The 26,098-nt window shown below is 72.3% G+C and carries 20 protein-coding genes; 15 read left to right on the top strand and 5 right to left on the bottom strand.

Annotated features, from left to right (window positions below):
• Positions 1-9 precede the first annotated feature (9 nt).
• Positions 10-4,341, bottom strand: coding sequence for an FtsK/SpoIIIE domain-containing protein (locus tag LO762_RS28410; RefSeq protein ID WP_230619206.1), 4,332 nt, complete (start codon positions 4,339-4,341; stop codon positions 10-12).
• Positions 4,342-4,720: 379 nt separating this feature from the next.
• Here LO762_RS28410 and LO762_RS28405 point away from each other — a divergent pair, with 379 nt between their 5' ends.
• From LO762_RS28405 to LO762_RS28360, 10 genes are read left to right on the top strand one after another with little or no spacing between them, the layout of a single operon-like run.
• Entirely contained in the window at positions 4,721-5,491 is a 771-nt protein-coding gene (locus LO762_RS28405) for a hypothetical protein (protein ID WP_230619205.1), read from the top strand.
• A 3-nt stretch (positions 5,492-5,494) separates the two neighbouring features.
• Entirely contained in the window at positions 5,495-6,337 is an 843-nt protein-coding gene (locus tag LO762_RS28400; protein WP_230619204.1) for a hypothetical protein, read from the top strand.
• Complete coding sequence (locus LO762_RS28395; protein WP_230619203.1) at positions 6,338-7,645, top strand: CpaF family protein; 1,308 nt, start codon at positions 6,338-6,340, stop codon at positions 7,643-7,645.
• Positions 7,642-8,559: a type II secretion system F family protein gene (locus LO762_RS28390; RefSeq protein ID WP_230619202.1), complete on the top strand. Its 918-nt coding sequence runs from the start codon at positions 7,642-7,644 to the stop codon at positions 8,557-8,559. The genes LO762_RS28395 and LO762_RS28390 overlap by 4 nt, the downstream gene beginning before the upstream one ends.
• Entirely contained in the window at positions 8,556-9,476 is a 921-nt protein-coding gene (locus LO762_RS28385) for a type II secretion system F family protein (RefSeq protein WP_230619201.1), read from the top strand. Before LO762_RS28390 ends, LO762_RS28385 begins: the two co-directional genes overlap by 4 nt.
• Before the next feature lie 15 nt (positions 9,477-9,491).
• Positions 9,492-9,707, top strand: coding sequence for a hypothetical protein (locus tag LO762_RS28380; protein WP_230619200.1), 216 nt, complete (start codon positions 9,492-9,494; stop codon positions 9,705-9,707).
• A gap of 48 nt (positions 9,708-9,755) precedes the next feature.
• Entirely contained in the window at positions 9,756-10,142 is a 387-nt protein-coding gene (locus LO762_RS28375; protein WP_230619327.1) for a TadE/TadG family type IV pilus assembly protein, read from the top strand.
• Positions 10,139-10,597, top strand: a complete 459-nt coding sequence (locus LO762_RS28370) for a TadE/TadG family type IV pilus assembly protein (RefSeq protein WP_230619199.1) — start codon at positions 10,139-10,141, stop codon at positions 10,595-10,597. Before LO762_RS28375 ends, LO762_RS28370 begins: the two co-directional genes overlap by 4 nt.
• Positions 10,598-10,607: 10 nt before the next feature.
• Complete coding sequence (locus LO762_RS28365; protein ID WP_230619198.1) at positions 10,608-11,072, top strand: TadE/TadG family type IV pilus assembly protein; 465 nt, start codon at positions 10,608-10,610, stop codon at positions 11,070-11,072.
• 2 nt (positions 11,073-11,074) lie between these two features.
• Positions 11,075-13,927 (top strand): hypothetical protein, encoded by a 2,853-nt coding sequence (locus LO762_RS28360; protein ID WP_230619197.1) that lies wholly within the window; start codon positions 11,075-11,077, stop codon positions 13,925-13,927.
• A 16-nt stretch (positions 13,928-13,943) separates the two neighbouring features.
• On the opposite strand, the gene LO762_RS28355 is transcribed toward LO762_RS28360, so the two are convergent.
• The 4 genes from LO762_RS28355 to LO762_RS28340 all read right to left on the bottom strand — a co-directional run bounded on the left by LO762_RS28355 (position 13,944) and on the right by LO762_RS28340 (position 18,030).
• Positions 13,944-15,020: a YncE family protein gene (locus LO762_RS28355; RefSeq protein WP_230619196.1), complete on the bottom strand. Its 1,077-nt coding sequence runs from the start codon at positions 15,018-15,020 to the stop codon at positions 13,944-13,946.
• 64 nt (positions 15,021-15,084) lie between these two features.
• Complete coding sequence (locus tag LO762_RS28350) at positions 15,085-16,110, bottom strand: NYN domain-containing protein (RefSeq protein WP_230619195.1); 1,026 nt, start codon at positions 16,108-16,110, stop codon at positions 15,085-15,087.
• Between the two features lie 102 nt (positions 16,111-16,212).
• Complete coding sequence (locus tag LO762_RS28345) at positions 16,213-16,422, bottom strand: acyl-CoA carboxylase epsilon subunit (protein ID WP_230619194.1); 210 nt, start codon at positions 16,420-16,422, stop codon at positions 16,213-16,215.
• A gap of 15 nt (positions 16,423-16,437) precedes the next feature.
• Positions 16,438-18,030 carry an acyl-CoA carboxylase subunit beta gene (locus LO762_RS28340; protein ID WP_230619193.1) on the bottom strand — a complete coding sequence of 531 codons (1,593 nt, stop codon included), beginning with the start codon at positions 18,028-18,030 and terminating at the stop codon, positions 16,438-16,440.
• Positions 18,031-18,118: 88 nt separating this feature from the next.
• On the opposite strand from LO762_RS28340, the gene LO762_RS28335 reads away from it, so the two are divergent.
• The 5 genes from LO762_RS28335 (at position 18,119) to LO762_RS28315 (ending at position 25,820) form a co-directional block, all read left to right on the top strand.
• Positions 18,119-20,776, top strand: a complete 2,658-nt coding sequence (locus tag LO762_RS28335; RefSeq protein ID WP_374201603.1) for a phosphoenolpyruvate carboxylase — start codon at positions 18,119-18,121, stop codon at positions 20,774-20,776.
• Between the two features lie 50 nt (positions 20,777-20,826).
• Complete coding sequence (locus LO762_RS28330; RefSeq protein WP_230619191.1) at positions 20,827-21,705, top strand: biotin--[acetyl-CoA-carboxylase] ligase; 879 nt, start codon at positions 20,827-20,829, stop codon at positions 21,703-21,705.
• 70 nt (positions 21,706-21,775) lie between these two features.
• On the top strand, positions 21,776-22,738 hold the full coding sequence (locus LO762_RS28325; protein WP_230619190.1) for an adenylate/guanylate cyclase domain-containing protein: 963 nt from the start codon (positions 21,776-21,778) through the stop codon (positions 22,736-22,738).
• A gap of 111 nt (positions 22,739-22,849) precedes the next feature.
• On the top strand, positions 22,850-24,946 hold the full coding sequence (locus LO762_RS28320; RefSeq protein WP_230619189.1) for an RNA degradosome polyphosphate kinase: 2,097 nt from the start codon (positions 22,850-22,852) through the stop codon (positions 24,944-24,946).
• Complete coding sequence (locus tag LO762_RS28315) at positions 24,936-25,820, top strand: NUDIX hydrolase (protein ID WP_255687994.1); 885 nt, start codon at positions 24,936-24,938, stop codon at positions 25,818-25,820. Before LO762_RS28320 ends, LO762_RS28315 begins: the two co-directional genes overlap by 11 nt.
• Positions 25,821-26,098 lie beyond the last annotated feature (278 nt).

Raw genomic sequence — 26,098 nt, 5'->3', positions numbered from 1 at the left:
GGTGGCGGCTCAGCCGTCGGCCGGGGTGGGTGGCAGTGCCGCCTGGACGGGTACGGGGGTGCCCGCCCTGATGAGCAGGCCCCGGCCGACGGGCCCGGTGTAGGAGGCGTTGCGGGGCAGCCGCAGGCCGAACAGTTCGCCGTCGTCGGGTGAGGCGATGCCGAGCAGCAGGCCGGTGCGGGTCTTGCGGGCGTCGGCGAGGAATCCGCGGTAGCCGCGGTTGAGGTCCTCGGTGGTGCCGGCGATGACGACGGCGTGTTCGCCGTCCCGGGCGCTGCGCAGCAGGGCCTGCACGGCGTCGCCCAGTTCGGTGTCGTCGATGAGTTCGGCGTCGTCGACGAGCACGGTGAACCGCTGCTCGTGCGCCACCAGCTCCTCCACCATGTCGCGTTCGGCGGTGGAGTCGAGCACGCCGAGCACTCCGGGCACGCCGTTCAGCGCGCGCAGCGGTGAGCGGCGCGGGGTGATCACCAGCAGGGGGACGCCGCGCGCGAGCAGGCTGCGCCCGATCGTCTCCAGCGTGGTGGAGCGCCCGGAGCGGGCGGGCCCGGCGACGACGAACGAGGGCCCCTCCTCCAGGAGGTCGACGCCGAGCGGGGCGAGCGTGTCGCCGCCCGCGCCGACCAGCGCCCACAGCGGTGACGGCACGGGGAACGCGGGGTCAAGGGCGAGCGCCTCCTCGGTGGTGATCCGCGCGGGCAGCTCGTCCACCCGCAGCGGCCCGGCCGTGCGCCGCGCCCCGTACCTGGCGCGTGCCGCGTCGGCGATCTCCTGGAGCGCGGCGACCTGGGCGGCCCCGGACGGGTCCTGCCCGAGCAGCCCCACCTGCGACTCGATGACGGGCCCGTTGGGCACCACCCGCAGGGCGCGCCCGGCGGGCATGTGGGCGGGCACCCGCGCTTCGGGCACGCCCGCGTACCCGTAATCCGCGGGGTCGGCCATGCGCAGGATGAGCCGCCTGTCGAAGACGGTGGCGGCCTGGCCCATCAGCCCCGACCTGTCGCCGGTGAAGACGGCCCGCAGCCCTACCGACACGCCCTCCTGGAGCAGCCGGAGGAGGGCGTTCACGAGCCTGCCGTAGTCGTAGTGCTCGAACGCCGCCGTGTAGCCCTCCCACCGGTCGAGGAGCAGCACCATCCAGGGCAGTCGCTCGCCTGCCGAGACGGTGGCACGCTGTTCGGCCAACGACCCGAACCCCGCTGCCGACAGGAGCTGCTGGCGCCGTCCCACCTCGGCCGTCAGCGCGTTCAGCAGCCGTTCGACGCGGTCGTAGGAGTCGCGCGAGACGACGGCCCCGCAGTGCGGCAGCCGGACGAGGGGGGCGAGCCCGTTGCCGCCGCAGTCGATCGCGTACAGGTGGACGTCGTAGGGCGTGCAGGAGGCCGCCAGCGCCCCCGCGAGGGAGCGCAGCGCCGTGGTGCGCCCGGATTGGGCGGATCCGGCGAGGTACAGGTGCCCGTCGGCCTCCAGGTCGAGCGCGAGCGGCTCTCTGGTCTGCCCGGACGGCAGGTCGGTGACGCCGAACTCCAGCGGCGGCACGGACGGCACCGAGCCGCCGGGCGCGGGCCGGGGCGACAGCACGACGGCGTCCGGCAGCGGGGTCAGCCAGGGGCTCGGCTGACGGCTCAGGCCCGCCCGTCGCGCCGCCTCGGCGACGGCCCGGACGAGGACCGCCAGATCCGTCTCCTGGCCCTCCTGCTCGTCCTCGGGCTCGGGCAGGGGGTGGCCGAGCCGTCCCCACTCCAGCGCCCGCGCGCGGGTGGGCCGGGCCGTGGAGCCGCGCCGCCCGCCGATCCGCGCGGACTGCACCGCCCACGGGCTCGCCTCGCCCGTCCTGACGAAGCAGCGGCCGGGCGTGCCCTTGGGGATGCGGGCGGCGTCGGGCAGGTCGATGACGTCGGTGGAGTCCTCGGGGTCGGTGACGCGCAGCGCGATCCGGAGCGTGGTGTTGGCGCGGATCTCGGCTGTCACGACGCCCGCCGGACGCTGGGTGGCCAGCACGAGGTGGACGCCGAGGGACCTGCCGCGACGGCCGATGTCCACGAGGCCGTCGATGAAGCCGGGCAGTTCGGCGGCCATCGTGGCGAACTCGTCGATGACCAGGACGAGCCGGGGCAGGCCCTGCCCGCCGGCGGCGTGGAAGTCCTCGATGTCCTTGGCGCCCGCCCCGGCCAGCACGTGTTCGCGGCGGCGCAGCTCGGCGGCGAGTGACTCCAGGGCGCGTTCGGTGAGGTGGCCGTCGAGGTCGGTGACCATGCCCACGGTGTGCGGGAGCGCGGCGCAGTCCTTGAACGCGGCGCCGCCCTTGTAGTCGATGAGGACGAACGTCATCTCGTCGGGGCGGTTGCGCACGGCGAGGGCCGCGATGAGGGTCTGGAGCAGTTCGGACTTGCCCGCGCCGGTGGTGCCCGCGACGAGCCCGTGCGGGCCGTCGGCGGCGAGGTCGATTTCGAACGGCCCGCTTCCGGTGGCTCCGACGGGCACCCGGGTGCCCGGCCCTTCACGTGACGCCCACGCCTTCAGGACGCGCTCGGGAGACGGCTCGGGCATCTCCAGCAGGTCGAGCAGCTTCACCGAGGTCGGGACGCTCTCGTTGGCGTCCTCCCGGGAGACGTCCCTGACGGGCGCCAGGGACCGCGCGAACCGTTCGGCCCACTCCCGGCCCACCCGGTCGGCGAGGACGGGCCCGATGCCGTCCAGGCCGCCTCCGCGCAGCCGGATGTGATCGCCCTCCCAGGACGCGACGACGGAGCACTCCTCCGGCAGCAGCCTTTCCTCGTCGTCGAGGCAGAGCGCGTAGATGCCGCACTCGGCCCCGTGCGCGAGGACCTGCGGCATGCCGGGCACCCGGCGCAGGCTGCGCGCGCCGTCGAGGACCAGGAGGACGGCGTAGGGCGGCGGGGCCTCGGACGCCCTGCCGAAGACGGGCTGCTTCGCCCGCCGCCGCTCGGTGATCTTGATGGCCAGCTCGGTGACGCGCGCGGCCGCCGTCACCGGGTCGTCGCCGACGAGGGCGAGGCACTCCTCGCCCTCGTGTGGGGCGCAGTGCGGCAGCCAGCGCGTCCAGTTCCAGTGTTCGGCGCCGCTGCCGTCGCCGGAGAGCACGACGATGGCGAGGTCGCGCGGGCTGTGCAGGGCGGCGGCCTGCCCGACGAGCCAGCGGGCGAGCGCGCGCGAGTCCTCACGCGGCCCGGTGACGCCGACGACGGGGTGTTCGGTGAGGGGCAGCGGAACCGGGACGTTCCGGGCGGGTGGCGCGCCGGTGAGCCCGGCCCGCTCCAGTGCCTCCCTGACGTCCTCCTCGGAGCCGCGTAGCTCGACGTCGGCGGGCAGGTCGGCGAGGCCGAGGCGTAGGGCGAGGGCGTCCTCGTCGGCGAGGCGGCGTTCCCAGAGGCGGCGGCGCGGGCCCGTCGCGGTCAGCAGGATCTCGGCGGGGTCGGGGGACGCCGCGCGCCGGTCCTGCTCGTCGGCTCTGCGGAGTTCCTCCAGGTCGCGAGCGAAGTAGGCGGAACTTACCTGATATTCCTTATATGCCTTTTTGTACGATTTGCGGCCATAGAGCCGGTCGCCCACCCATTCCCCGACCAGCATGAGCGGCCACGCGAGCGCGAACAGCGCCCAGTACCACTGGCTCAACACATAGGCCATGACCAGGCCGAACACCGAGAACAGCAGCGCCCCGAACAGCCGCAGCCGCTCCTTTCCCTGCTTCTCGGGAAGGTGCGGCGCCTTCAGGCGGCGCGGCTGGCGCGGCGGCGTGATCCGAGGCGGACGGTTGAAGGCGAGCCCCTGAGGCAGCGCCTCCAGATGCGTGTCCGGCGACGTGGAGCGGGCGAGCGCCAGGACCGTCGCGCCGCACACCAGCAGCGCGCCCTCCTTCCACGCCGTCTCCTCGGCCAGCGGCTCGCCGTCGAGCGTCGCCCGCGCCTCGGCGCGCACCCGCACGCCGTCCCGCCCGACCGTCACGAAGATCCCCGGATGCGGCTGCGCCGCGCCGGGGCCGAGCCGGTGCACCGCGCCCGCGCCCCGCCCGCCGACCACCCGCACCTCCACCAGCCCCGACGGCTCGGACCGCAGCGTCGCCGGGACCATCCGCCCGTCCAGCGTGACGAGCGCGCCGTCGGGCAGCTCCCGCGCGGCGGGCGCCGCCGGATCGAGCATCCGCCCGTCGGCGTAGAAGGGCTGCTGCTGGAGGGGCACGACGTTCCCGGCGGCCTCGGGCGCGCCGTGCCCGAGGCCGGACAGGGCGCGCGCGACGGAGGCGACGGGCATGTCCGCGTCGCCGCTCACCAGCACGTCACGCGACCCGTTCGCGTCGAGGGAAGTCAACGAGATCCGCACGGTCCACAGGGTGGCACACGCCTGTGACATCCGGCAGCCGCCCAGGCCGGGAAACCGGGGGAAAGCCGGGACCCGCCGACTATGATCATTGTCCACCGGATTCAGCACTCATGACGAATCTGTGGTCAGGCGGGTGTCAGGACCATTGACCCGGGGCGAATTGCCCGCGACGATTGGTGTTTCGGAACCTTGGGGACCGGGTAGCACCTGCGTTCCGGACCGGTAGTTATCCGTAATTTCCCTACATCCGGTTACGAGAGTGCGTCACCTACTCGAATCCATTGACGTGACCTTGTCAAGGCGGCCAGCATGGTCGCTCCGGCCGCGAACGGATGCCGCGAAACCTATGCACGGATAACCCCCCGGAGTCACCATCGCGATGAGGACCAGTCAGCAGGGCAAGCCGACGGGCGCCAACAACAGCGGACCGCAGCACGGCCTGGGCTCGGGCCTGGGCGGCTCGGCCGGCCAGCGGCTCCCGGTGCCGCCGCGCGAGCGCAAACCCGCGCTCGCCGCGCTCGCCGTCCTCCTCATCCTGGGCGGCGCGCTCGTCAGCGCCTACCTCGTCGTGCAGAGCGGCCAGCGGGTCAGCGCCATCGCCGTCGCCACGCCCATCGCCGCGGGTGAGCGCATCCCCGAGAGCGCCCTCAAGGCGGTGACGGTCTCCGACACCGGCGTCGCGTTCATCAGGTGGAGCGAGCGCACCAAGGTGACGCGCGGGTTCGCCGCCGTGCCGCTGGTGCCCAACACCCTCCTCAACAACGACATGATCACCGAGGTCGAGGACGGCGCCAAAGGCAGACTCATCGTCGGCCTCTCCCTCAAACCCGGACAGTTCCCCGCGGGCGGCGTCGAACTCGGCCAGCGCCTCGCCCTGTACTCCGTCACCGGCGGCGAGAAGAACCCCACCAGGGCCGTGCTGCTCGCCGCCGACGCCCTCGTCCGCGAGGTCGTCGCCCTCGGCGGCCTCAGCCGCGAGAAGGGCGGCCCGCCCGGCGAACTGCGCGTGACGGTCGCCGTCCTGCCCGAACAGGCGCCGAACATCACCCTCGCCGCGGCCGCCGGGAACGTCGCGGTGGCCATCGTGCCGCCCGGCAGCCAGGTGCCCGTCCCCAAGGCCGGGGGTCAGACCCAGACCGGCGGCGGGTGAGCCGTGGCCCTCATCGCACTCGCAGCGGACAAGGGCGCGCCCGGCGTCACCACGGCGGCGGTCGCGCTCGGCGCGGTCTGGCCGCGTCCGGTGATGGTCGCCGAGTGCGACCCCGCAGGCGGCGACCTCGTCTACCGGCTGCCCGGCGAGCACGGGATGCTCGACCCCGCCAAGGGCATGCTGTCGCTGGCCACCGCCGCCCGGCGCGGGCTGCGGCCGGAACAGATCGCCCCGCACACCCAGCGGCTGTCCGGCGGCCTCGACGTCCTCGTCGGGGTGTCCAACGCGGAGCAGGCGGCGGGCCTCACCTGGCTGTGGAGCCCACTCGGCCGCTCCTTCGCCGTGCTGCCCGGCGTCGACGTCATCGCCGACTGCGGCAGGCTCGCCGCGAGCAGCCCGCTCATCGAGCTGCTCCGCGAAGCCGACATGACCGTCCTGTTCACGCACGCCAGCCTGGAACACGTCGCGCACCTGCGTGAGCGGATCAGCCAGCTCTCCGCCGACCTCCCCCGCCAGCGCACCAGGATCGGCGTCGTCGTCATCGCCGACCCGCGCGGCTACCGGACCGCCATCGCCGAAGTAGAGAGGGTGCTCACCTCCTCCCGGCTGCCCGCCGTCGTCCTGGGCGGCCTCGCCTACGACCCCAAAGGCGCGCAGATGCTACGCGGCCAATGGGGCGGCAAGCTGGACAAGTCGCTGCTCATCCGCTCGGCGCGCGAACTCGCCGGGAACCTCGTGGCACGTCCCGGCCTGGAGTACAGCGCCCCCGCCCCCGCCGCCGCGCCCCAGGTGACGTCCGAGCCTCCCCCTTCGGCTCCGCAGGTGGAACGGCAGAGGGGGCGCTAGATGGACCACGTCCTGGTCAAGCGGCTGCGGCAGGAGGTGGGCGACCGGCTCGCCCAACAGCGCCGCCTCGACGCGGCGTCCGGCCTCACGCCGATGTCGGCCGAGGACGAACGGCAGTTCGCCAGGGCCCTCATCGCGCAGGTGCTGGAGGAGCACGCGCGCTCGGAGATCGGCATCGGACGCCGTCCGCCGACCCCCGACGAGGAGGAGGCGTACGCCGCGGGCATCCACGCCGCCCTCTTCGGCGTCGGCCGCCTCCAGCCGCTCCTGGAGGACCAGGACATCGAGAACATCGACATCAACGGCTGCGACCAGGTGTTCCTGTCCTACTCCGACGGCCGCGAGGTACTCGGCGAACCCGTCGCCGACAGCGACGAGGAACTGGTCGAGCTCATCCAGATCCTCGCCGCCTACTCCGGCCTCCAGTCCCGCCCGTTCGACACCGCCAACCCGCAGCTCGACCTGCGGCTGCCCGACGGCTCCCGGCTCTCGGCCGTGATGGACGTGACGGCCAGGCCCGCGCTGTCGATCCGGCGCGCCCGCCTCGGCAAGGTGTTCCTCGCCGACCTCGTCGGCAACGGCACCGTCCCGGCCGACGTCGGCAGGTTCTTCCAGGCGGCCGTCGCCGCCCGCAAGAACATCATGATCTCCGGCGCGACCAACGCGGGCAAGACGACGCTGCTCCGCGCGATCGCCAACGAGATCGGCCCGCACGAGCGCCTCATCACCGTCGAACGGGCCCTGGAACTCGGCCTCGAACAGTTCCCCGAACTCCACCCGAACGTCGTCGCGTTCGAGCAGCGGCTGCCCAACTCCGAGGGCCAGGGCGCCATCTCCATGGCCGAACTCGTGCGCCGCTCGCTGCGCATGAACCCGTCGCGCGTCATCGTCGGCGAGGTCCTGGGCGACGAGATCGTCACCATGCTCAACGCGATGACCCAGGGCAACGACGGCTCCCTCTCGACGATCCACGCGAACTCCTCGATGGAGGTGTTCAACCGCATCTCCACCTACGCGATCCAGTCCGAGGAGCGCCTCCCCATCGAGGCGACGCACATGCTCATCTCGGGCGCCATCGACTTCGTCGTGTTCATCGACAAGCGCAACGACTACCACCGGGGCGGCCGCCTACGCCGGTTCGTCTCCAGCGTCCGCGAGGTGACCGGCTGCGACGGCCGCGTCCTGTCCTCGGAGATCTTCGCCCCGGCCCGCGACGGCGTCGCCCGTCAGCACGCCCCCATCGCCTGCGCCGACGAACTCGCCGAGTACGGCTACGAACAGGGCATCGGATCGGGGGGCTGGCAGTGACCCCCCAACTCGACGTCGTCTACGCCCTCTTCACCGGCGGCATCGCCTGCGCCGGCCTCTGCCTGTTCGTCATGGCGATCCGCGGCTTCCCCGCCAAGCCCGGCCGCAAGCGCAAGTCGCGGCAGGACCTCATGCGGGCCCTGGGCACCCGCACCGGCATCGCGGTCATCGCGGGCCTGGTCACCCTCGTCGTCACCCAGTGGATCGTGGTCGCCGTCGGGATCGGGCTGCTCGTGCTCGGCTGGGACGCCGTCGCGGGCGGCGCGGCCGAGGAACGCAAGGCGATGGCCCGCCTCGAAGCCCTGGCCTCCTGGGCGGAGTCCCTGCGCGACACCATCGCGGGCGCCGTCGGCCTGGAACAGGCCATCCCGTCGTCGGTGCGGGCCGCCGCGCCCGTCCTCCAGCCGCCGCTGCGCGCCCTGGTCGACCGGATGCACACCCGCGTCCCGCTGCCCGAGGCGCTGCGCCGCTTCGCCGACGACCTCGACGACCCGTCCGCCGACCTCATCATCGGCGCGCTGCTGCTCAACGCCCGCCTGCGCGGCCCCGGCCTGCGCGAGATGCTGGGCGCGCTGGCGGGATCGGCGCGCAGCGAGCTGGAGATGCGCCGCCGCGTCAACGCCTACCGCGCGATGACCCGGCGCAGCGTCCAGATCGTCGTCGTCTTCTCGGTCGGGTTCGCGCTCGCGCTGTCGGTCTTCAACCCTTCGTACGTGGAGCCCTACGACTCGGCGCTCGGCCAGCTCGTGCTGGCGTTCATCGTCGGGCTGTACGGGATGGGGTTCCTGTGGCTGCGCAGGCTCGCCAAGTTCCAGGAGCCGCAGCGGCTCCTGGGCGGTGAGGACGACGCCACCGCCGACACCGGCAAGCCGCTGCGCGGCAGGGCGGCGATGGACGCGGGAGTGGGCCGATGACCGTCGCGCTGCTCGCCGGAGCCCTCGCCGGCATCGGGCTCTTCCTGCTGCTACGGGCGCTGTTCCCGGCCCGGCGCGGCCTGCGCGCCCTCGTCGCCGAGTACGACTCGGTCGCCAGACGCGGCAACGCGCCGGTGCCGCAGCCGACGGGCGACGACAAGGGCAAGAGGCCGTCGCTCACGCGGCGGCTCGAAGCCGAGGTCGGGTCGTCGGTCGCCAGGATGATCGAGGATCGCGGCTGGGAGCTGCGCTCCACCCGTGCCGACCTCGCCATCCTCGACCGCGACTACGAGCAGTACCTCGCGAACAAGGTGCTCGCCCCGGCCGTCGCGCTCGCGTTCGTGCCGCTGTTCGTCGGTCTGCTGGCGCTGTTCACCGGTCTGTCGGTGATGATCCCGGTCTGGGGCGGGCTGCTGTTCGCGGTCGCCGCGTTCTTCTTCCCCGACCTCCAGCTCAGGCAGGACGCCGCCAAGGCACGCGAGGACTTCCGGCACGTCGTCGGCGCGTTCCTCGACCTCGTCGCGATGAACCTCGCGGGCGGCCGGGGCGTGCCCGAGGCGCTGATGACCGCCTCCCAGATCGGCGGCGGCGACCCGATGCTGCGGATCCGGGAGGCACTGGCCAACGCGCGGATCGTCGGGCACACCCCGTGGCAGGCGCTCGGCGCGCTCGGCGACCGGATCGCCGTCGCCGAACTGTCCGACCTCGCCTCGGCGCTCGCGCTCGTCGCCGACGACGGAGCCAAGATCCGCCAGTCCCTCGCGGCCCGCGCCGGGTCCATGCGCAGCCGGGAGATCTCGGCGCTGGAGGGCCGCGCGGGCCAGAATTCACAGACGATGCTCGTCGCCCAGCTCTCGTTCTGCCTGGGCTTCATGGTGTTCCTTCTTTTCCCGTCCGCAATGAAGGTTCTGCTCTGACCAAGGGAGACCCCCGTGAATCCGCTCACTCACCCGACCCTCGTCTACCTGAGAACCGCGCTCGCCGTCCGTGTCGAGCGGGTTCGTAGCCGCGAGCAGCGCTCGGTCGGCGCGTCCGCCGTCGAATGGGCCATCATCACCGGCCTGCTCGCGGTCATCGCGATCGCGATCGGCCTCGTGATCCAGCAGAGGATCGAGGCTGCCGCCAACGCGATCGACACCGGCTTCTGACCGATGCGAAGAGACGCGCGGAGAAGGAGAGAGCGGGGAGTGTCCTCGATGGAGTGGGCGCTGCTCACTCCCATCCTCATCCTCGCCATCCTCTTCGCCATCCAGGCGATGATGGTCTACCACGCGAACCAGATCGCGCTGTCGGCCGCGCAAGCCGGTGCGCGCGCGGCGCGTGAGATGGGTGCGGGGGGCGGCTGGCAGGGCGTCGGGATCGCCGCGGCGCAGAACGCGGCGGCGCAGCTCGGCCCGAACGCGCTCAACGTCACGGGCGTGACGGCGTTGGGCGACGGCGCCTACGACCGCGGCGTCCAGGTGACGGGCACCGCGGTGCAGATCATCCCGGGCATGACGTTCAACGTCACCAAGCAGTCGGTCGGCGCGGTCGAGTGCTTCCGGCCCGACATCGACGACGCGAAGAACTGCGAGGCCGGATGAGGACGGCACGGCACGGACGGCGGCGGGACCGGGGCAGCATGTCGCTGGAACTCGTGCTGCTCACCCCGATCCTCATCATGCTCGCGCTGTTCCTCGTCGTCGTGGGCCGGGTCGTCACGGTACAGAGCCAGCTCAACGGCGCCGCCCGCGACGGGGCGCGGGCGGCGTCGGTGGCACGCACCCAGGGCCAGGCGCAGGCGTTCGCGATCCAGGCGGTCAACGACTCGATCGCGGGGACGAGCTTCTGCGTCGGCGGGAACGCCGAGACGGACGTCGACCTCGTCTGGATGCCGGGCGGGCAGGTCACCGTCACCGTGACCTGCACGACCGACCTCACCGGCCTCGCCCTCGTGCCGTTCGCGGGCGACCCGGTGAAGACGGGCACCGCGTCGGCGCCGATCGACACCTACCGCCGCCTCGACTGCGGCGGTGATCCCTGTGGAGTCGAAGAGTGAGGACCGGGCCATGGGTGACAGCGCGCCGGTGAGTCGCGCACGGATCGCGGCGGCGCGGGCCGCCCTGCGCGGGCGTCAGCGCACGCGCGGGACGTTCGCGCTGTTCACCGTGCTGTGGGTGCCGTCGATCCTCGTGATGGCGGGGCTGCTGCTGGACGGCGGGATGGCGATCCACGGTAGGCAGCGGGCGTTGGACATCGCGGAGCAGGCGGCGCGGGCCGGGGCCGACGAGATCGACGTCGAGCATCTGCGGGACACGGGCGAGATCATCCTGCTGGGGGACGCGTGTGACCGGGCGCTCGGTTTTGTCGGGCAGTTCCCGGGGGACTTCGGGGCGGGTTGTGCGCTCACCGGGGCGGATGAGGTGACGGTTCAGGTCACCACCCAGGTGGAAACGGTCTTTCTCGGCATAATCGGTATTGGTGCTTTCAACGTTGAGGTGGAAGCATCGGCACATCCGGAGGATGGGGCATAGAAGTGGGTGTAAGGCGACGACAGGCACAAACCCGGCGCAGCCCGGCGGACGTGCTCCTGGGGCTGCTGTCGCTGGCAGCCCTCGTCGCGTTGGTGGCGGGGGTGCCGTACGCGCTCGTCAGGTTCGTGGGCAGTCCGCTGCCGGACGGGCCGCTGGACATGTCGCTGCTCACCCAGCAGCTCGACTTCGAGGCGCTGTTCGGCATCCTCGCGGTGTTCGTGTGGCTCGCCTGGTTCCAGCTGCTCGTCTGCCTCGCGGTGGAGCTCCAGGCGGGGGTGCGCGGGATCGGCGTGCCGGTGCGGGTGCCGCTCGCGGGCGGCACCCAGGCCGTCGTGCACAAGCTCGTGGTGGCGGTGCTGCTGCTGTTCACCGCGACGACGGCGATCGTGCCGGCGTTCGCGCAGGCACCGGCCGGGCCGCCGAAGGCGGTCGTGACGGCCGAGCAGGGCGCGCCCACCGCGCAGGCGCCGGACGTGCGGCTGGTCAGCTCCCCGTCGGCCGAGGAGCCGGACGGCGAGACCACCAAGATCTACAAGGTGCAGCCGCCGCACGGCAGGCACCACGAGAGCCTGTGGGAGATCGCCGAGAAGACGCTCGGCGACGGCCGCCGCTACAAGGAGATCTTCGAGCTCAACAAGGGCCATGTGCAGCCCGACGGGTCGCGGCTGCGCGAGGCGAGCCTGATCCGGCCCGGCTGGGTGATGGAGATGCCCGGTGACGCCCGAGGCACCCTGATCATCCCGAAGTCGGAGCTGCGCGACTACTTCCAGTACGGCCACGCCGTCGCCGACAAGCCCAGCAAGCCGGACAAGCCCGCCCCGGAGCAGCCGAAGCAGCAGGACACCCCCAAGCAGGACGTTCCGAAGCAGGACACCCCCAAGCAGGACACGCCGAAGCAGGAGGCGCCGAAGCCGCAGGCGTCCCCGCAGGTGCCGAAGCCGCCCGCCAAGCCCGAGGCGCCCGGCACCGTGCACGGCGCGCCGCAGGCCCCGGTGGAGTCGCCGCCCGCTGAGACGGCCGAGCAGGAGTTCCCGTGGCCGGAGGCGCTCGCCGCGTCGTCGCTGCTGGCCGCGGGCGTGCTCACCGCGCTCGGCCGCAGGCGGCGCGCGCAGGTCCTGGCCCGCGAGACCGGCATGATGATCGTCCGCCCGGAGGGCGAGGCCGCCAAGGTCGAGCAGGCGCTCCGGATCGGCGCGGACGCCGAGGGCATCAGGGTCCTGGACCTCGGGCTGCGCCGCCTGTCGCAGGCGCTCGCCGCGCAGAACCGGACGCTGCCGACGGTGTACGGGCTGCACCTGGGCACCGATTCGATGGACCTGTGGATAGCGCCCGCCGACCCGAACCCGCCGGCCCCCTGGGAGCCGCACGACGGCGGCCAGGTGTGGCGGCTGCACACCGCGAACCTCACACCGCTGTCGTCGGCCGACCTGTCCGAGGTGCTCGCGCCCTACCCGGGCATGATCTCGCTGGGCGTCGGCTCGACCGGCAGGGTGCTCGCCGACCTGGAGGCCGCGCACGGCGTCATCTCCCTGGACGGCCCGCCCCGGCAGCGCAAGGAGGCGCTCGCCGCTGTCGCGGTGGAGCTTGCGACGAGCACGTGGGCCGACCACATGCGGCTGACCCTCGTCGGGTTCGGGCCCGAGCTGGCCGAGCTGGCGCCCGACCGCATCCGGTGCGTCACGTCGCTCGCCGAGGCGCTGCCGGAGCTGGAGTCCCGCACCGCCGAGGTGCGCCGCGCGCTCAGCGCGACCGGCGCCGACTCGGTGCTCACCGGACGCTGCCGCGGCGTGTCCGGCGAGGCGTGGATGCCGCACTACCTGGTGATGGCCGACCAGCCCACGAAGGCCGACGCGGCAAGGCTCGCCGCGCTGGCCCGCACCGCGCAGCGGCTGTCGGCCGGGTACATCGTCGCGGGCCACGTCGAGGGCGCCGCCTGGCAGTGGACGATCGACGAGGAGGGCACGCTGGACGCGGGCGTCCTCGGGTTCCAGGTGCAGGCGCAGCGCATCCCGGAGCCGCAGTACCGGGCCGTCGCCGAGCTGGTCCGGACGGCGGGCCGCAAGGACGGCATCCGGCTGCCCGAGATCACCGTGGAGCACCCGCCCGCCGCCGCGCCGTCCGCCGAGATCCGGGTGATGGGCGGGATCGCGGTGCGCGCGTCCGGACAGATGGAGGACACCAGGCGCGACATCTGCACCGAGGTGCTCGTCTACCTGGCGACGCATCCGGGCGGCGTCCACCCGACGGTGCTGAGCGGCGCGGTGTGGCCGCGCGGCGTCACCGCCGGGGTGCGGGACGCGACGATCGCGATGGCGGCGGACTGGCTGGGCCGTGACGCGCGGGGCCGTCCCAACCTGTACAGCGACGAGCGGGGCAGGCTGCGGCTCGGCTCGGAGGTCGCGGTGGACCTCCAGCAGTTCCAGTATTTGCTGTGGCGGTCGGCCGCCGAGCCCGCCGCCGAGGCGGCGTACCTGTCGCACGCGCTGGAGCTGGTGCGGGGCAGGCTGCTCGCGCCGCGCCCGCGCGGCCGGTACTCGTGGCTGGCGGTCGACGCGCTGGAGTACGAGGTGACGGCCCGCGTGGTGGACGCCGCGCACCGGCTCGCCCAGGTCCGGCTCGGCGAGCGCGACCCGCACGCCGCGGTCGCCGCCGCCCGCGCCGGCATGCGCCTGGCCCCCGACGACGAACTCCTGTGGCGCGACCTGCTCCGCGCGACCGACGTCACCGGCGACCCGGCCGCCGTCCAGGCCGTCCTCAACGAGATCCGCGGCCGCGCCGACCTCGACCTCCTCCACCCGGAGACCGAGGCCCTCATCGACGACCTCTCCCCCCGCCTCCACGCCCGCGGCGCCTGATTCCGGGCCGTCGGGTTCAGTGGGCGGTCGGGGTGGGGTTGGTGGGGTGGGGGTGGAGGGTGGCGTCGGTGGAGGTGACGGGGGCGGAGCGGTGGCGGGTGCCGTCGGCGGAGCGGGCGACGAGGCGGCCGGGTTCGCGGAGCCAGAGGGTGCCGCCGTCGGGGGAGAGGGCCGTCAGGGTCGCCGTGTGGGGGACGGGCAGTGGGCGGAGGAGCGCGCCGGTGGCGCCGAGTTCGGCGGCCGTGCCGGGGCCTGAGGCGTAGACGGTGCCGCCCGACGGCGCCGGGATCAGCGTGGTGACGGCGCCGGGCAGCGCGACCCGCGAGGTCTCCTTCAGCGTCAGGGAGTCCAGGAGGAGGACGCCGGAGGGTGTCGCGGCGAAGAACGTCCGCCCGTCCGGGGCGAGCAGGAGCCGGGTGGGCGCGTCGGGCAGGTCGGCCGAGCCCGCCATGCCGCTGCGCCAGTCGATGTAGAGCAGGGCGCGCCCGCACGCGGTGACCAGGCGTTCCCCGTCGGAGGTGAGCGCGGCGGCGGCGGTCGGCGCGCACGGCAGCCGCAGCGCCGACCGCAGGCGCATCGCCGCCGGGTCGCGGAACTCCAGGCGCCGGTCGGTGAGCACGAGCGCGGTGCCGCCGTCGCCGGTGAACACCAGGTCGCGGGCGCGCGCCACCGGGCGTGCCGTGCCCGCCCGGAGCGTCGCCGGGTCGAGCGGCACGAGCGCCGTCCGGCCGACCGCCCACAGCGTCCGCAGGTCGCGCGACGGCACGATCCGGGTGACGGGTTCGGGCAGCCGCAGTTTCCGCACCGGCGAGAGGTCCCGCTGGTCCAGCACGGTGACGGTCCTGCCGTGCGGAAGGTAGGCGCGGGCCGGGAGGCCGACGCCCGGTAGGGCGTCCATCCGGCCGGGCGCGGAGGAGGACGGCGTAGGGGATCCGGCGAGGCGGGAGGCGGAAGCGGGCACGTAGGGGGCGGGCGCCCCGAGGCCGACGACGCCGCCTCCCGGCCGTCCGCCGGGCGCGAAGGGCAGGCCGCAGCCCGACAGCACGGCGGCGGTCAGGGCGACGGCCGCCGCCACCCGGGTGTGGAAGCGCACGCGGCAGAATGTACCCCCATCACCACGCTCGGTGTCCGCCGCTCACCGGAAGTCGGACGCCGCCTCACGTGTCGGAGGTGCCCACGCCGATGCCGAACTCGCGGTAGACGCGCTCCCAGAAGCCGTCCCTGAGCCAGGTCCGCGCCTCCTGGTAGGGCCGCAGCGACCTGCCCAGGATCTTCTCCGCGTCGATGAGGAGTTCCTTGTCGATGACGGGCGGGAGGATGGGCCCCGGAAGCAGGTCGCGGATGTTGTCGCGGCCGCGTTCGAACACCCACTTCTGCGCGACGTGCTCGCCGACCTCCAGCATCGCCGCGCGGTCGGGCCCGAGCTTGTTCTCGACCTTGCCGTCCACGGCCTTGCCCGCCGAGCCCACGGCGGCCGCCGCGGTGGACGGCAGGGGCGGCCGGACGACCGGGGGCGGCGCCACCTTGCCCGCGAACACCTGCGACGGCGACGGCACGGTGGGACGGCTGGCGGACGCGGCGACCGCGGCGGGCGGCGCCGTCTCCTCGACGGGCAGCACCCCTGCCCGCAGGAAGTAGGGCCGCAGGAAGTCGGCGGGCAGCACCTCGACGGTGTCGGACTCCCACACGAGCCATTCGGCCTGGTTGGAGCCGTGTGTGGGCTCGACCCCCCACAGGTGCACCCGCACCCCGTACCGCTGGGCGGACTCGACGGCGGGGAGCATGTCCTCGTCCCCGGCGAGCAGTACCGCGTCGGTGATGGCCCGGTGCCGGGCGAGCGCTTCGAGGTCGGCGCGGAGCTGGGCGTCGACGCCCTTCTGCTGGCCCTGCGCGTTGAGGTTGCCGAGGCGTAGTTTCACCAGTGAGAGGTTGGCGATGACGCGCTGTTCGACGGTGGGCTGGCGGCGCGGCGCCGCGTCGAACCAGTAGAGCCGGAGCAGTTCGCCGTTGATGCGTTCGTCGGCGTGCGCGGTGAGCGCTTTGATGAGCTTCTCCGCGTACACCCGGTACTCGCGCCGGGACGATGCCTCAAGCAGCAATGCCCCGGAAGCAGCGTAAAGGTAGCCCGCATCAACGAAAACGGCATAACGGGCAGGTTGTGGGAGAAACTCCGAGGCGGCCATGGGTACCCCACCTTAAGGCCACGGACCCTTTCCCATGAGCTACTTCCGGCTGCCGTTTCGCACGCCGCGCGGGGAGACGCCCGACGCCCCCCGCGCGTGCGCTCAGCCCGGCAGCGCGCTCGCCCGCCAGGCCCCCGGGCCCGGCCGGACCGGACGGCGGGCGAGCCGCGCCCGGTCCGTCCACACCGAGGCGCGGCGCGCGGGCGCGGCGGGCGCGGGCGCGCCGCGCGCGGCGAGCACCGCGATCAGCGCGGCGATCTCCGCCGGTGTGGCGTCGCCCCTGACCACCTGAAGAAACGGCTTCTCGCTCATGTTCGGCCTCTCCGGCTACAGCGGGATGTTCCCGTGCTTCTTCGGCGGCAGCGTCCTGCGCTTCTCGCGCAGCGCCCGCAGCGCCTTGATGACCTGGATCCGGGTCTCGGACGGCTTGATGACGGCGTCGACATAGCCGCGTTCGGCCGCGATGTACGGGTTCGCGAGGGTGTCCTCGTACTCGGTGACGAGATCGGCGCGGCGCGCGTCCGGGTCGTCGGCGGCGGCGAGTTCGCGCCGGTACAGGATGTTCACCGCGCCCTGCGCGCCCATGACGGCGATCTGCGCGGTCGGCCACGCGAGGTTCACGTCGGCGCCCAGGTGCTTGGACCCCATGACGTCGTAAGCGCCGCCGTAAGCCTTACGGGTGATCACGGTGACGAGCGGGACGGTCGCCTCCGCGTACGCGTACAGCAGCTTCGCGCCACGCCGGATGATGCCGTCCCACTCCTGGCCGGTGCCGGGCAGGAAGCCGGGGACGTCGACAAAGGTCAGGACGGGCACGTTGAAGGCGTCACAGGTGCGGATGAACCGGGCGGCCTTCTCGGACGCGTCGATGTCGAGGCAGCCCGCGAGCTGGAGCGGCTGGTTGGCGACGATGCCGACGCTGCGCCCGTCCACCCGGGCGTACCCCACGACGATGTTCGGCGCGAACAGCGGCTGGACCTCCAGGAACTCCCCGTCGTCGACGACAGCCTCGATGATCGACTTCATGTCGTAGGGCTGGTTGGCCGAGTCGGGGATCGCCGTGTCCAGCTCCTCGATGACGTCGAGGTCGGCGGCCTGCTCGTACTCTGGCGCCTCGGACATGTTGTTCGACGGCAGGTAGGACAGAAGCGCCTTGACGTACTCGATCGCGTCGGTCTCGTCGGAAGCCATGTAGTGGGAGACGCCCGACTTGCTGTTGTGCGTGTGAGCACCGCCCAGTTCCTCGAACGTCACCTCCTCGCCCGTGACGGTCTTGATGACGTCGGGGCCGGTGATGAACATGTGCGAGGTCTGGTCGACCATGACGACGAAGTCGGTGAGCGCGGGGGAGTACACGTGCCCGCCCGCGGTGGCGCCCATGATCAGCGAGATCTGCGGGATGACGCCGCTGGCGTGCACGTTCCGCTTGAAGATCTCCGCGTACAGGCCGAGCGCGACCACACCCTCCTGGATGCGGGCGCCGCCGCCCTCGTTGATGCCGATGATCGGGCACCCGGTCTTGAGGGCGAGGTCGAGCATCTTGACGATCTTCTCGCCGTAGACCTCGCCGAGCGACCCGCCGAACGCCATGACGTCCTGGGAGAAGACACAGACCTGACGGCCGTCCACCGTGCCGTAGCCGATGACGACGCCGTCGCTGTAGGGGCGCTTCTTCTCCAGCCCGAACATGGTCGAGCGGTGCCGTGCGAACTCGTCGAACTCCACAAAGGAGCCCTCGTCGAGCAGGGCGTCGATCCGCTCGCGCGCGGTCAGCTTGCCCTTGGCGTGCTGCTTCTCCACGGCGGCCGCGGACCCGGCGTGCACGGCTTCGTACCTGCGTCGCTCAAGGTCGGCGATTTTTCCCGCCGTGGTGTGGATGTCGATCTTTTCGACCGGGGGTTCAACCGCTTCCATCGCCATGGGCGAAAGAGTAACGAGTCACTTGTCATTCCCGGCGCACCGGGGTATGGCGGGGGTGGTGGTATAGACCAATTGTCCCCTCTGTAGGATGCCGACTGTGACCGAGAGCCTTGCCTCCCAGATCAGAGTGGACCTTCCCGACGAGCTGCGCGCGGACGTCCGTCTGCTGGGCTCCCTACTCGGCCACGTGCTCGTGGAGTACGGCGGCCAGGACCTCCTGGACGACGTCGAGCGGCTGCGCCACGCGGTGATCTCCGCCCGCAGGGGCGAGCCCGCCGAGAACGACCGAGCGGGCGACGACATCACCGACTTCGTCGCGGAATGGCCGCTGGAACGCGCGGAGCTCGTCGCCCGCGCCTTCTCCGTCTACTTCCACCTGACCAATCTCGCCGAGGAGCACCACCGCATCCGGACCCTCCGGGAGCGGGACATCGAGGGCGCGCCGCCGCAGCGCAGCTCGGTGAAGGCGGCCGTCGCCGAGCTCGCCGACCCGGTGGGCGCCGTCGCGGGCCTGGAGTTCCGCCCGGTGTTCACCGCCCACCCGACCGAGGCCAAGCGGCGCGCGGTCGTCACCGCGATCACCAGGATCAGCGGGCTGCTGCACGACTACAACAACCCGGCGCGCGGCTTCAGCGAGAAGAACGAGCTGCGCCGCAGGCTGCGTGAGCAGATCGACCTGCTGTGGCGCACCGCCCAGCGCCGCCACGAGGCGATGGACCCGCTGGACGAGGTGCGCGTCGCGCTCGCCACGTTCGACGAGACGCTCTTCCGGGCCGTCCCGCTCATCTACCGGTCGCTGGACGCCGTCCTCAAGGAGCAGGAGCACCCTGAGGCGACGGCCCAGGACCGCACCGGGGCGCTGCCGCCTCTGGCCCCCGCCTACATCCGGTACGGAAGCTGGATCGGCGGCGACAGGGACGGCAACCCGTTCGTCACCGCGCAGGTCACCCGGCAGGCGTTGAAGATCCAGTCCCAGCACGTCCTCATCGCGCTGGAGACCGCCGCCACCCGGATCGGCAGGCAGCTCACCGCCAACGCGAGCACCACCCCGGCGTCGGCCGCGCTGCGCGGCGCGATCGCCGCCGCCCGCACCGCCCAGCCGGAGCTGCTCGCCGAGCTGGCCGCCCGCTCGCCCGGCGAACCGCACCGGCAGTACCTGCTGTACGCCGCCGAGCGGATCAGGGCGACGCGCGAGCGCAACGCCGACCTCGGCTACACCGGCCCGGACCAGCTCCTGGACGACCTCGTCCTGGTCCAGGACTCCCTCGCGGAGGTCGGCGCGCCCCGGCAGGCGTACGGCGAGCTCCAGCACCTCATCTGGCAGGTCGAGACGTTCGGCTTCCACCTCGCCGAGCTGGAGATCCGCCAGCACTCCTCGGTGCACGAGCGGGCCCTCGCCGAGGTCAGGCGCGGCGGCGCGCTGTCGGCCGAGACCGAGGAGGTCCTCGACACCCTGCGCGTCATGGCCTGGGCGCAGAAGCGGTTCGGCGTGTCCGCCTGCTCCCGCTACATCGTGTCGTTCTCCCGGACGGCCGCCGACATCGCCGCCGTCTACGAGCTCGCCGAGTCCCTGGGCGACGCGGCGCCCACCCTCGACGTCGTCCCCCTCTTCGAGACGGGCGACGACCTCCAGCGCGCGGTCTCCGTGCTGGCCGAGGCGATCCGGCTGGTGCCCGTGCAGCGCCGGCTGGGCCAGACCGGACGCCGTCTTGAGGTCATGCTCGGCTACTCCGATTCGGCCAAGGACATGGGCCCCGCCAGCGCGACCCTGCTTCTGTACGACACCCAGGAGGCGCTGGCTCGCTGGGCGCAGGAGAACAACATCACCCTCACCCTCTTCCACGGCCGGGGCGGCTCGCTCGGCCGGGGCGGCGGCCCGGTGAACCGCGCGATCCTCGCCCAGCCGCCCGGCTCGGTGGACGGCAGGTTCAAGGTCACCGAGCAGGGTGAGGTGATCTTCGCCAGGTACGGCCATCCGGAGATCGCCCAGCGGCACGTCGAGCAGGTCACCAACGCGATCCTGCTGGCGTCCACCCCCGAGGTCGAGGACACCGTCGCGGCCGCCGCCACCCGCTTCCGTCCGCTGGCCGACAGGCTCAGCGAGGCGGCGCACAAGGCGTTCCGCGTCCTGGTGGAGACGGACGGGTTCGCCGAGTGGTTCTCCCGGGTCTCACCGCTCGCGGAGATCGGCGAGCTGCGGATCGGCTCCCGGCCCGCGCGCCGCACCGGCGCGTCCTCCCTGGACGACCTGCGCGCGATCCCGTGGGTGTTCGCCTGGACCCAGACCCGCGTCAACCTGCCCGCCTGGTTCGGGCTCGGCTCCGGCCTCGCCGCCGTCGCCGACGACCCCGACCTGCGTGCGGCGTACGCGTCGTGGCCGCTGTTCAACGCGATGATCGACAACGCGGAGATGTCGCTGGCCAAGACCGACAGGGCGATCGCCGTCCGGTACCTGGCGCTCGGCGGCCGCCCCGACCTCACCGAGACCGTCATGGCCGAGTACGACAGGACGCTGGAGCTGGTGAAGGCCGTCACCGGCCACCGTCGCCTCCTGGAGAACCGCAAGGTCCTCTCCCGCGCCGTGGAACTCCGCAACCCCTACGTGGACGCCCTCAGCTACCTCCAACTCCGCGCCCTACGCACCCTCCGCGAGGGCACCCCCTCCGAAGCCGACCTCCCCCGCCTGGAGAACCTCCTCCTCCTCTCCGTCAACGGCGTAGCCGCCGGCCTCCAGAACACGGGCTGACGTGCCGCCCCCGGGCGGTGCGGGCGGCGGCGGTGGGGTTGGATAAGAACATGGGTTTGTATTCGGATCTTGATCGGCCTCCGTTGAACGAGAAGGCGTTGAATCGGGCTCTGGCTCGGGACGGGTCGTTCTGGCGGGAGATCCGCGTGGTGTCCGAGACGGGGTCCACCAACGCCGACGTGGCGGCGCTGGCCGCCGAGGGGGCGCGGGAGGGCGTCGTTGTGGTCGCCGAGGCGCAGACGGCGGGACGGGGGCGGCTGGGCCGTTCCTGGGCCGCGCCGCCGCGCTCCGGGCTGATGTTCTCGGTGCTGCTGCGGCCGGGCGCGTCGGTTCCGGCGACCCGGCTGGGCTGGCTCCCGCTGCTCACCGGTGTCGCCGTCGCCACGGCCGTCCGGTCGGTGACGACGCGGGCTCAGGCCGGCGAGTTCGGCGAGGCCACCGGCGGCGCCGCCGTCGAGGCGGCCCTGAAGTGGCCCAATGACGTGCTGGTCGGCGACCGCAAGCTGGCCGGGATCCTCGCCGAGCGGGCCGAGGGCGCCGTTGTGGTCGGCGTGGGCCTCAACGTGTCCCTGCGGGCCGCTGAGCTGCCCGTCCCCACCGCGACGTCGCTGCTGATCGAGGACGCCGCCACGACCGACCGTGAGACCGTCCTGAAGGCGATCCTGCGGGAACTGGCCCTGCGCTACACCGAGTGGCGCGCCGCCGACGGCGACCCCGACGGCAGCGGCCTGCGCGGCGCCTACCGGGCCCTGTCGGCGACGTTGGGCCGGGACATCAGGGTCGAGCTGCCCGGCGGCACCGCCGAGACCGGCACGGCCAGGGACGTCGACGCCGAGGGCAGGCTCGTCGCCGAAACCGCCCGTGGCGAACGTGCTTACAGCGCGGGTGACGTAGTACATGTCCGGAATCCGAGACCGATAGGACACTAGTGACAGCCATCACATAGCCTGTTCGTCGCATTGAGGCTGATCAGCCGCGAGATCGGGGAGTGACGGGTAAATGTCCGGGCGGGAACGCGAGGTGCGGGAGCTGGAAGAGCTCCTGCTGGGCGGCGAGCTCAAGTACACGCGCCTTGACGCGGCCCGCGAGAGCGGGGTGCCGCCCGAGTTCACCGAGCGGCTCTGGCGCTCCTTCGGCTTCCCCAGCCCCGCTGACGACGTCCCCGCGTTCACCGAAGGCGACCTGCGCGCCCTGCGCCTGATCCGGGGCATCCTGGATCGGGGCAGCCTGGGCGAGGACACCGCCGAACTCGTCCTGCGGCAGGCGCGCGCGTTCGGCCAGACGATGGCCCGGCTCGCCGAGTGGCAGAGCGGCCTGCTGACGGGCGCGGGCCTGGACACCTCGATCTTCAACGCGGACTTCCTCGACCGGATGGAGCCGCTTCTCCTGCACGCGTGGCGGCGGCAGTTGGCGGCGGCGGGAGCCCGCGCGCTGGCTTCGATGTCCCCGGACGGCGAGTTGAACGCCCGTCCGCTGGCGGTCGGCTTCGCTGACATGGTCTCGTTCACCGCGATGAGCCGTGAGTTGAACGAGCTGGAGCTGGGCCGGGTCGTCGAGCGGTTCGAGACGACGGCCGCCGACATCGTGGCCGCGCACGGCGCCCGCCTGATCAAGACGCTCGGCGACGAGGTGCTCTACGCCGCCGATTCGGCGCGCACCGGGGTGGAGATCGGCATCTCCATCTCCGACGCGGTGCAGAGCGAGACGGAGGTTCCGGACGTGAGGGTCGGCATGGCCTACGGCCCGGTGCTGCACCTCATGGGCGACATCTTCGGCACCACGGTGAACCTCGCCTCCCGGCTGACCTCCATCGCCCGTCCCGGCTCGCTGGTCGCGGACGAGGCGCTCGCGGAGGAGCTCAAGGGAGATTCTTCGTATGAATTGGTGCGGATCGTGCGTAGACCGGTGCGTGGGTTGGGGATCATCCAACCGTACGTGGTGCGCAGGTCCCTCCCCGGCTGACGGGCCTGCTTCCACGCCCGGAAGCGGTGCGTGCGGAGCGCACCCGATGACACACTTGGGGACATGCGGAATTCGCCCACCGTTAACCTTCAAGGGGGATAATTCATTATTATGGCTGCAAAACCAGGACAAATCCCTCACGGAAACATCCCTCCGGAACCACTACCGGAAGACCGATTCCTCGACCGTGAGGAAAGCTGGCTGAGGTTCAACCAGCGCGTCCTGGAACTTGCCGAGGACCACGACCTGCCGCTGCTGGAGCGGGTCAGGTTCCTGTCGATCTTCGCGACCAACCTCGACGAGTTCTTCATGGTCCGGGTCGCCGGGCTGATGCGCCGGATGGCCACCGGGCTCGCGGTGCGCTCGGCGTCCGGACGGCAGCCGCGTGAGGTGCTGGAGCGCACCGCCGTCGTCGCGCACGACCTCATGCTGAGGCACGCCGCCTGCTTCCGTGACGACATCCTCCCGGCCCTGGCCAAGCAGGACATCGAGATCCTCCGCTGGGACGAGCTCGCCGACACCGAGCGCGAGACGCTGAGCAGGATCTTCCGGGAGAAGATCTACCCGGTGCTCACCCCGCTCGTGGTGGACTCGGCACACCCGTTCCCGTACATCTCCGGCCTTTCGCTCAACCTGGCCGTCGTCGTCCGCGACCCTGAGACCGAGGCACGGCTGTTCGCCCGCGTCAAGGTGCCCGAACTGCTGCCCCGCCTCCTCGAAGCCTCCCCCGACCGTTTCACGCCGCTGGAGGACGTCATCGCGGCGCACCTCACCCAGCTGTTCAACGGCATGGAGATCGTGGAGCGGCACGCCTTCCGCGTCACCCGCAACCAGGACCTCGAAGTGGACGAGGACATCACCGAGGACCTCCTCCAGGCCCTGGAGAAGGAACTCCTGCGCCGCCGGTTCGGGCCCGCCGTAAGGCTGGAGGTCGAGGAGTCCATCTCCGAGGAGGTGCTCGAACTCCTCGCCGAAGAGCTCGGCGTCGTGGAGCGGCAGGTCTACCGGGTGCCGGGGCCGCTCGACCTCGGCGGCCTGTCCCTCATCGCCGACCTCGACCGCAGCGAACTCAAGTACCCCCCGTTCGTGCCCTCCAAGGCAGCCCTGCCGAGCGAAGGCAGCATCTTCTCCGCCCTGCGCGAGCGCGACGTCATCGTCCACCACCCCTACGACTCGTTCACGACGAGCGTCCAACGGCTCATCGAAGAAGCCGCAGCCGACCCGGGCGTCCTGGCCATCAAGCAGACCCTCTACCGGACCTCCGGTGACTCGCCCATCGTGGACGCCCTCATCAAGGCCGCCGACGAGGGCAAGCAGGTCGTCGTGGTGGTCGAGATCAAGGCGCGGTTCGACGAGTCCGCGAACATCGAGTGGGCCCGCAAGCTGGAGAAGGCGGGCTGCCACGTCGTCTACGGGTTCGTCGGCCTGAAGACGCACTGCAAGCTCGCCCTCGTCGTGCGGCAGGAGCCGGACGGCTCGCTGCGCCGCTACTGCCACATCGGCACCGGCAACTACCACCCGAAGACCGCGCGGCTGTATGAGGACCTCGGGCTGCTGACGGCCGACCAGGAGGTCGCCGAGGACGTCACCGAGCTGTTCAACCACCTGACGGGCTACTCCCGCAAGGTGAGCTACCGGCATCTGCTCGTCGCGCCGAACACGCTGCGCAGCGGGCTCGTGCTGCGCGTCGAGCGGGAGGTCGGCCACCACAGGGCGGGCCGCCCGGCGCACGTCAGGTTCAAGTGCAACAGCCTCGTGGACGAGGTGATCATCGACGCGCTGTACCGGGCGTCCCAGGCGGGGGTGCCGGTGGACGTCTGGGTCCGGGGGATCTGCGCGCTACGTCCCGGCGTGCCGGGCATGTCGGAGAACATCAGGGTACACAGCGTGCTCGGCAGGTTCCTCGAACACTCGCGGATCTACGCGTTCGAGTGCGGCGGCAGCCCCGAGGTGTGGTTCGGCAGCGCCGACCTCATGCACCGCAACCTCGACCGGCGGGTCGAGGCCATGGTCCGGGTGAACGACCCCAGCCACCGCGACGAGCTGATCCGGTTCCTGGACAGGGGCATGGACGACGGCACCGCCTCCTGGCGGCTGCACGGCGACGGCGACTGGACCCGCTACAAGGGCACCCCCGACAACCCCGCCACCGACATCCAGACCCACCTCATGCGGACGCGGCGCTGGAGAACGGTGGATGGCGGCTGAGCCCCTCATCAGGGCGGCGGGTGCCGTCCTGTGGCGTGCGGACGGGGGCGAACTGGAGGTCGCCCTCGTCCACCGGCCCAGGTACGACGACTGGAGCCTCCCGAAGGGCAAGGCCAAGCACGGCGAACACATCCTGCGCACGGTCGTCCGGGAGGTGCGCGAGGAGACAGGGGTGACGGCCAGGCTGGGCGCGCCCCTTCCGTCCGCGTCCTACGAGGTGAACGGGCGGCCCAAACGCGTCGACTACTGGGCCGCCGAGGCCGTCGACGTCGCGCCGTTCAAGCCCGACCACGAGGTGGACGAGCTGGCCTGGACGCCGGTGCCCGTCGCGCTCGGCCTGCTCACCCACCAGCACGACGCGGCGCTGTTGCGCGCGTTCGTGGCCCGGCCCCGGCCCACCCGCTCGGTGATCGTGCTGCGGCACGCGTGCGCCGGCGAGAAGCGCTTCTGGCACGGCAGCGACCTGCTCCGGCCCCTGGACGCGCGCGGCCGCTGGGAGTCCACCGCGCTGACCCCGATGCTCGCCGCCTACGCGCCGACCCGGATCGTCAGCTCCGCCACCGCCCGCTGCGTGGAGACGATCCTCGACTACGCCGTCGCGCACGCCCTGCCCATCACCACGGACGCCGCCTTCACCGTCGGGGCCCCACCGGATGCCTGCCCGCCCGCCGACCGCCTCCGCACCCTCCTGTCCGCCTCCCCGGACCCCCTCCTCATCTGCACCCACGGCGAACACGCCCCCACCCTCCACACCGCCCTCACCCCCACCCCGCCCACCCCACCCACCCTCCGCAAAGCCGCCTTCTGGACCTTCCACCTCAACCCCACCGGCACCATCCAGTCCATAGAACACCACACCCCCCACCCCACCTGACCCAAAAACAGCCGCCCCGCCCACCCACCCGCCACCCGCCACCCGCCACCCGCCACCCGCCGCCACCACAAGTAACACCCACCTCACCCTGAGGCACCAACGATCTCGCCCTCCAGCAAGGACTGGCCCGCCGCAGCACGGGCAGACCGCCGATGCCAGAGCGTGATCGTCCAGTCGGTTCAGGTGAGGAACATGGACAACAAATCAGTCAAACAACCCACAAGCGGCAAATCATACGAACAGCACCTCCGCAACGAATCAGCCAGACAGCACGTCCA

This window comes from Actinocorallia sp. API 0066 (assembly GCF_020991275.1).
Taxonomy (GTDB): domain Bacteria; phylum Actinomycetota; class Actinomycetes; order Streptosporangiales; family Streptosporangiaceae; genus Actinocorallia.
This window is presented reverse-complemented; position numbering and strand designations above follow the sequence as displayed.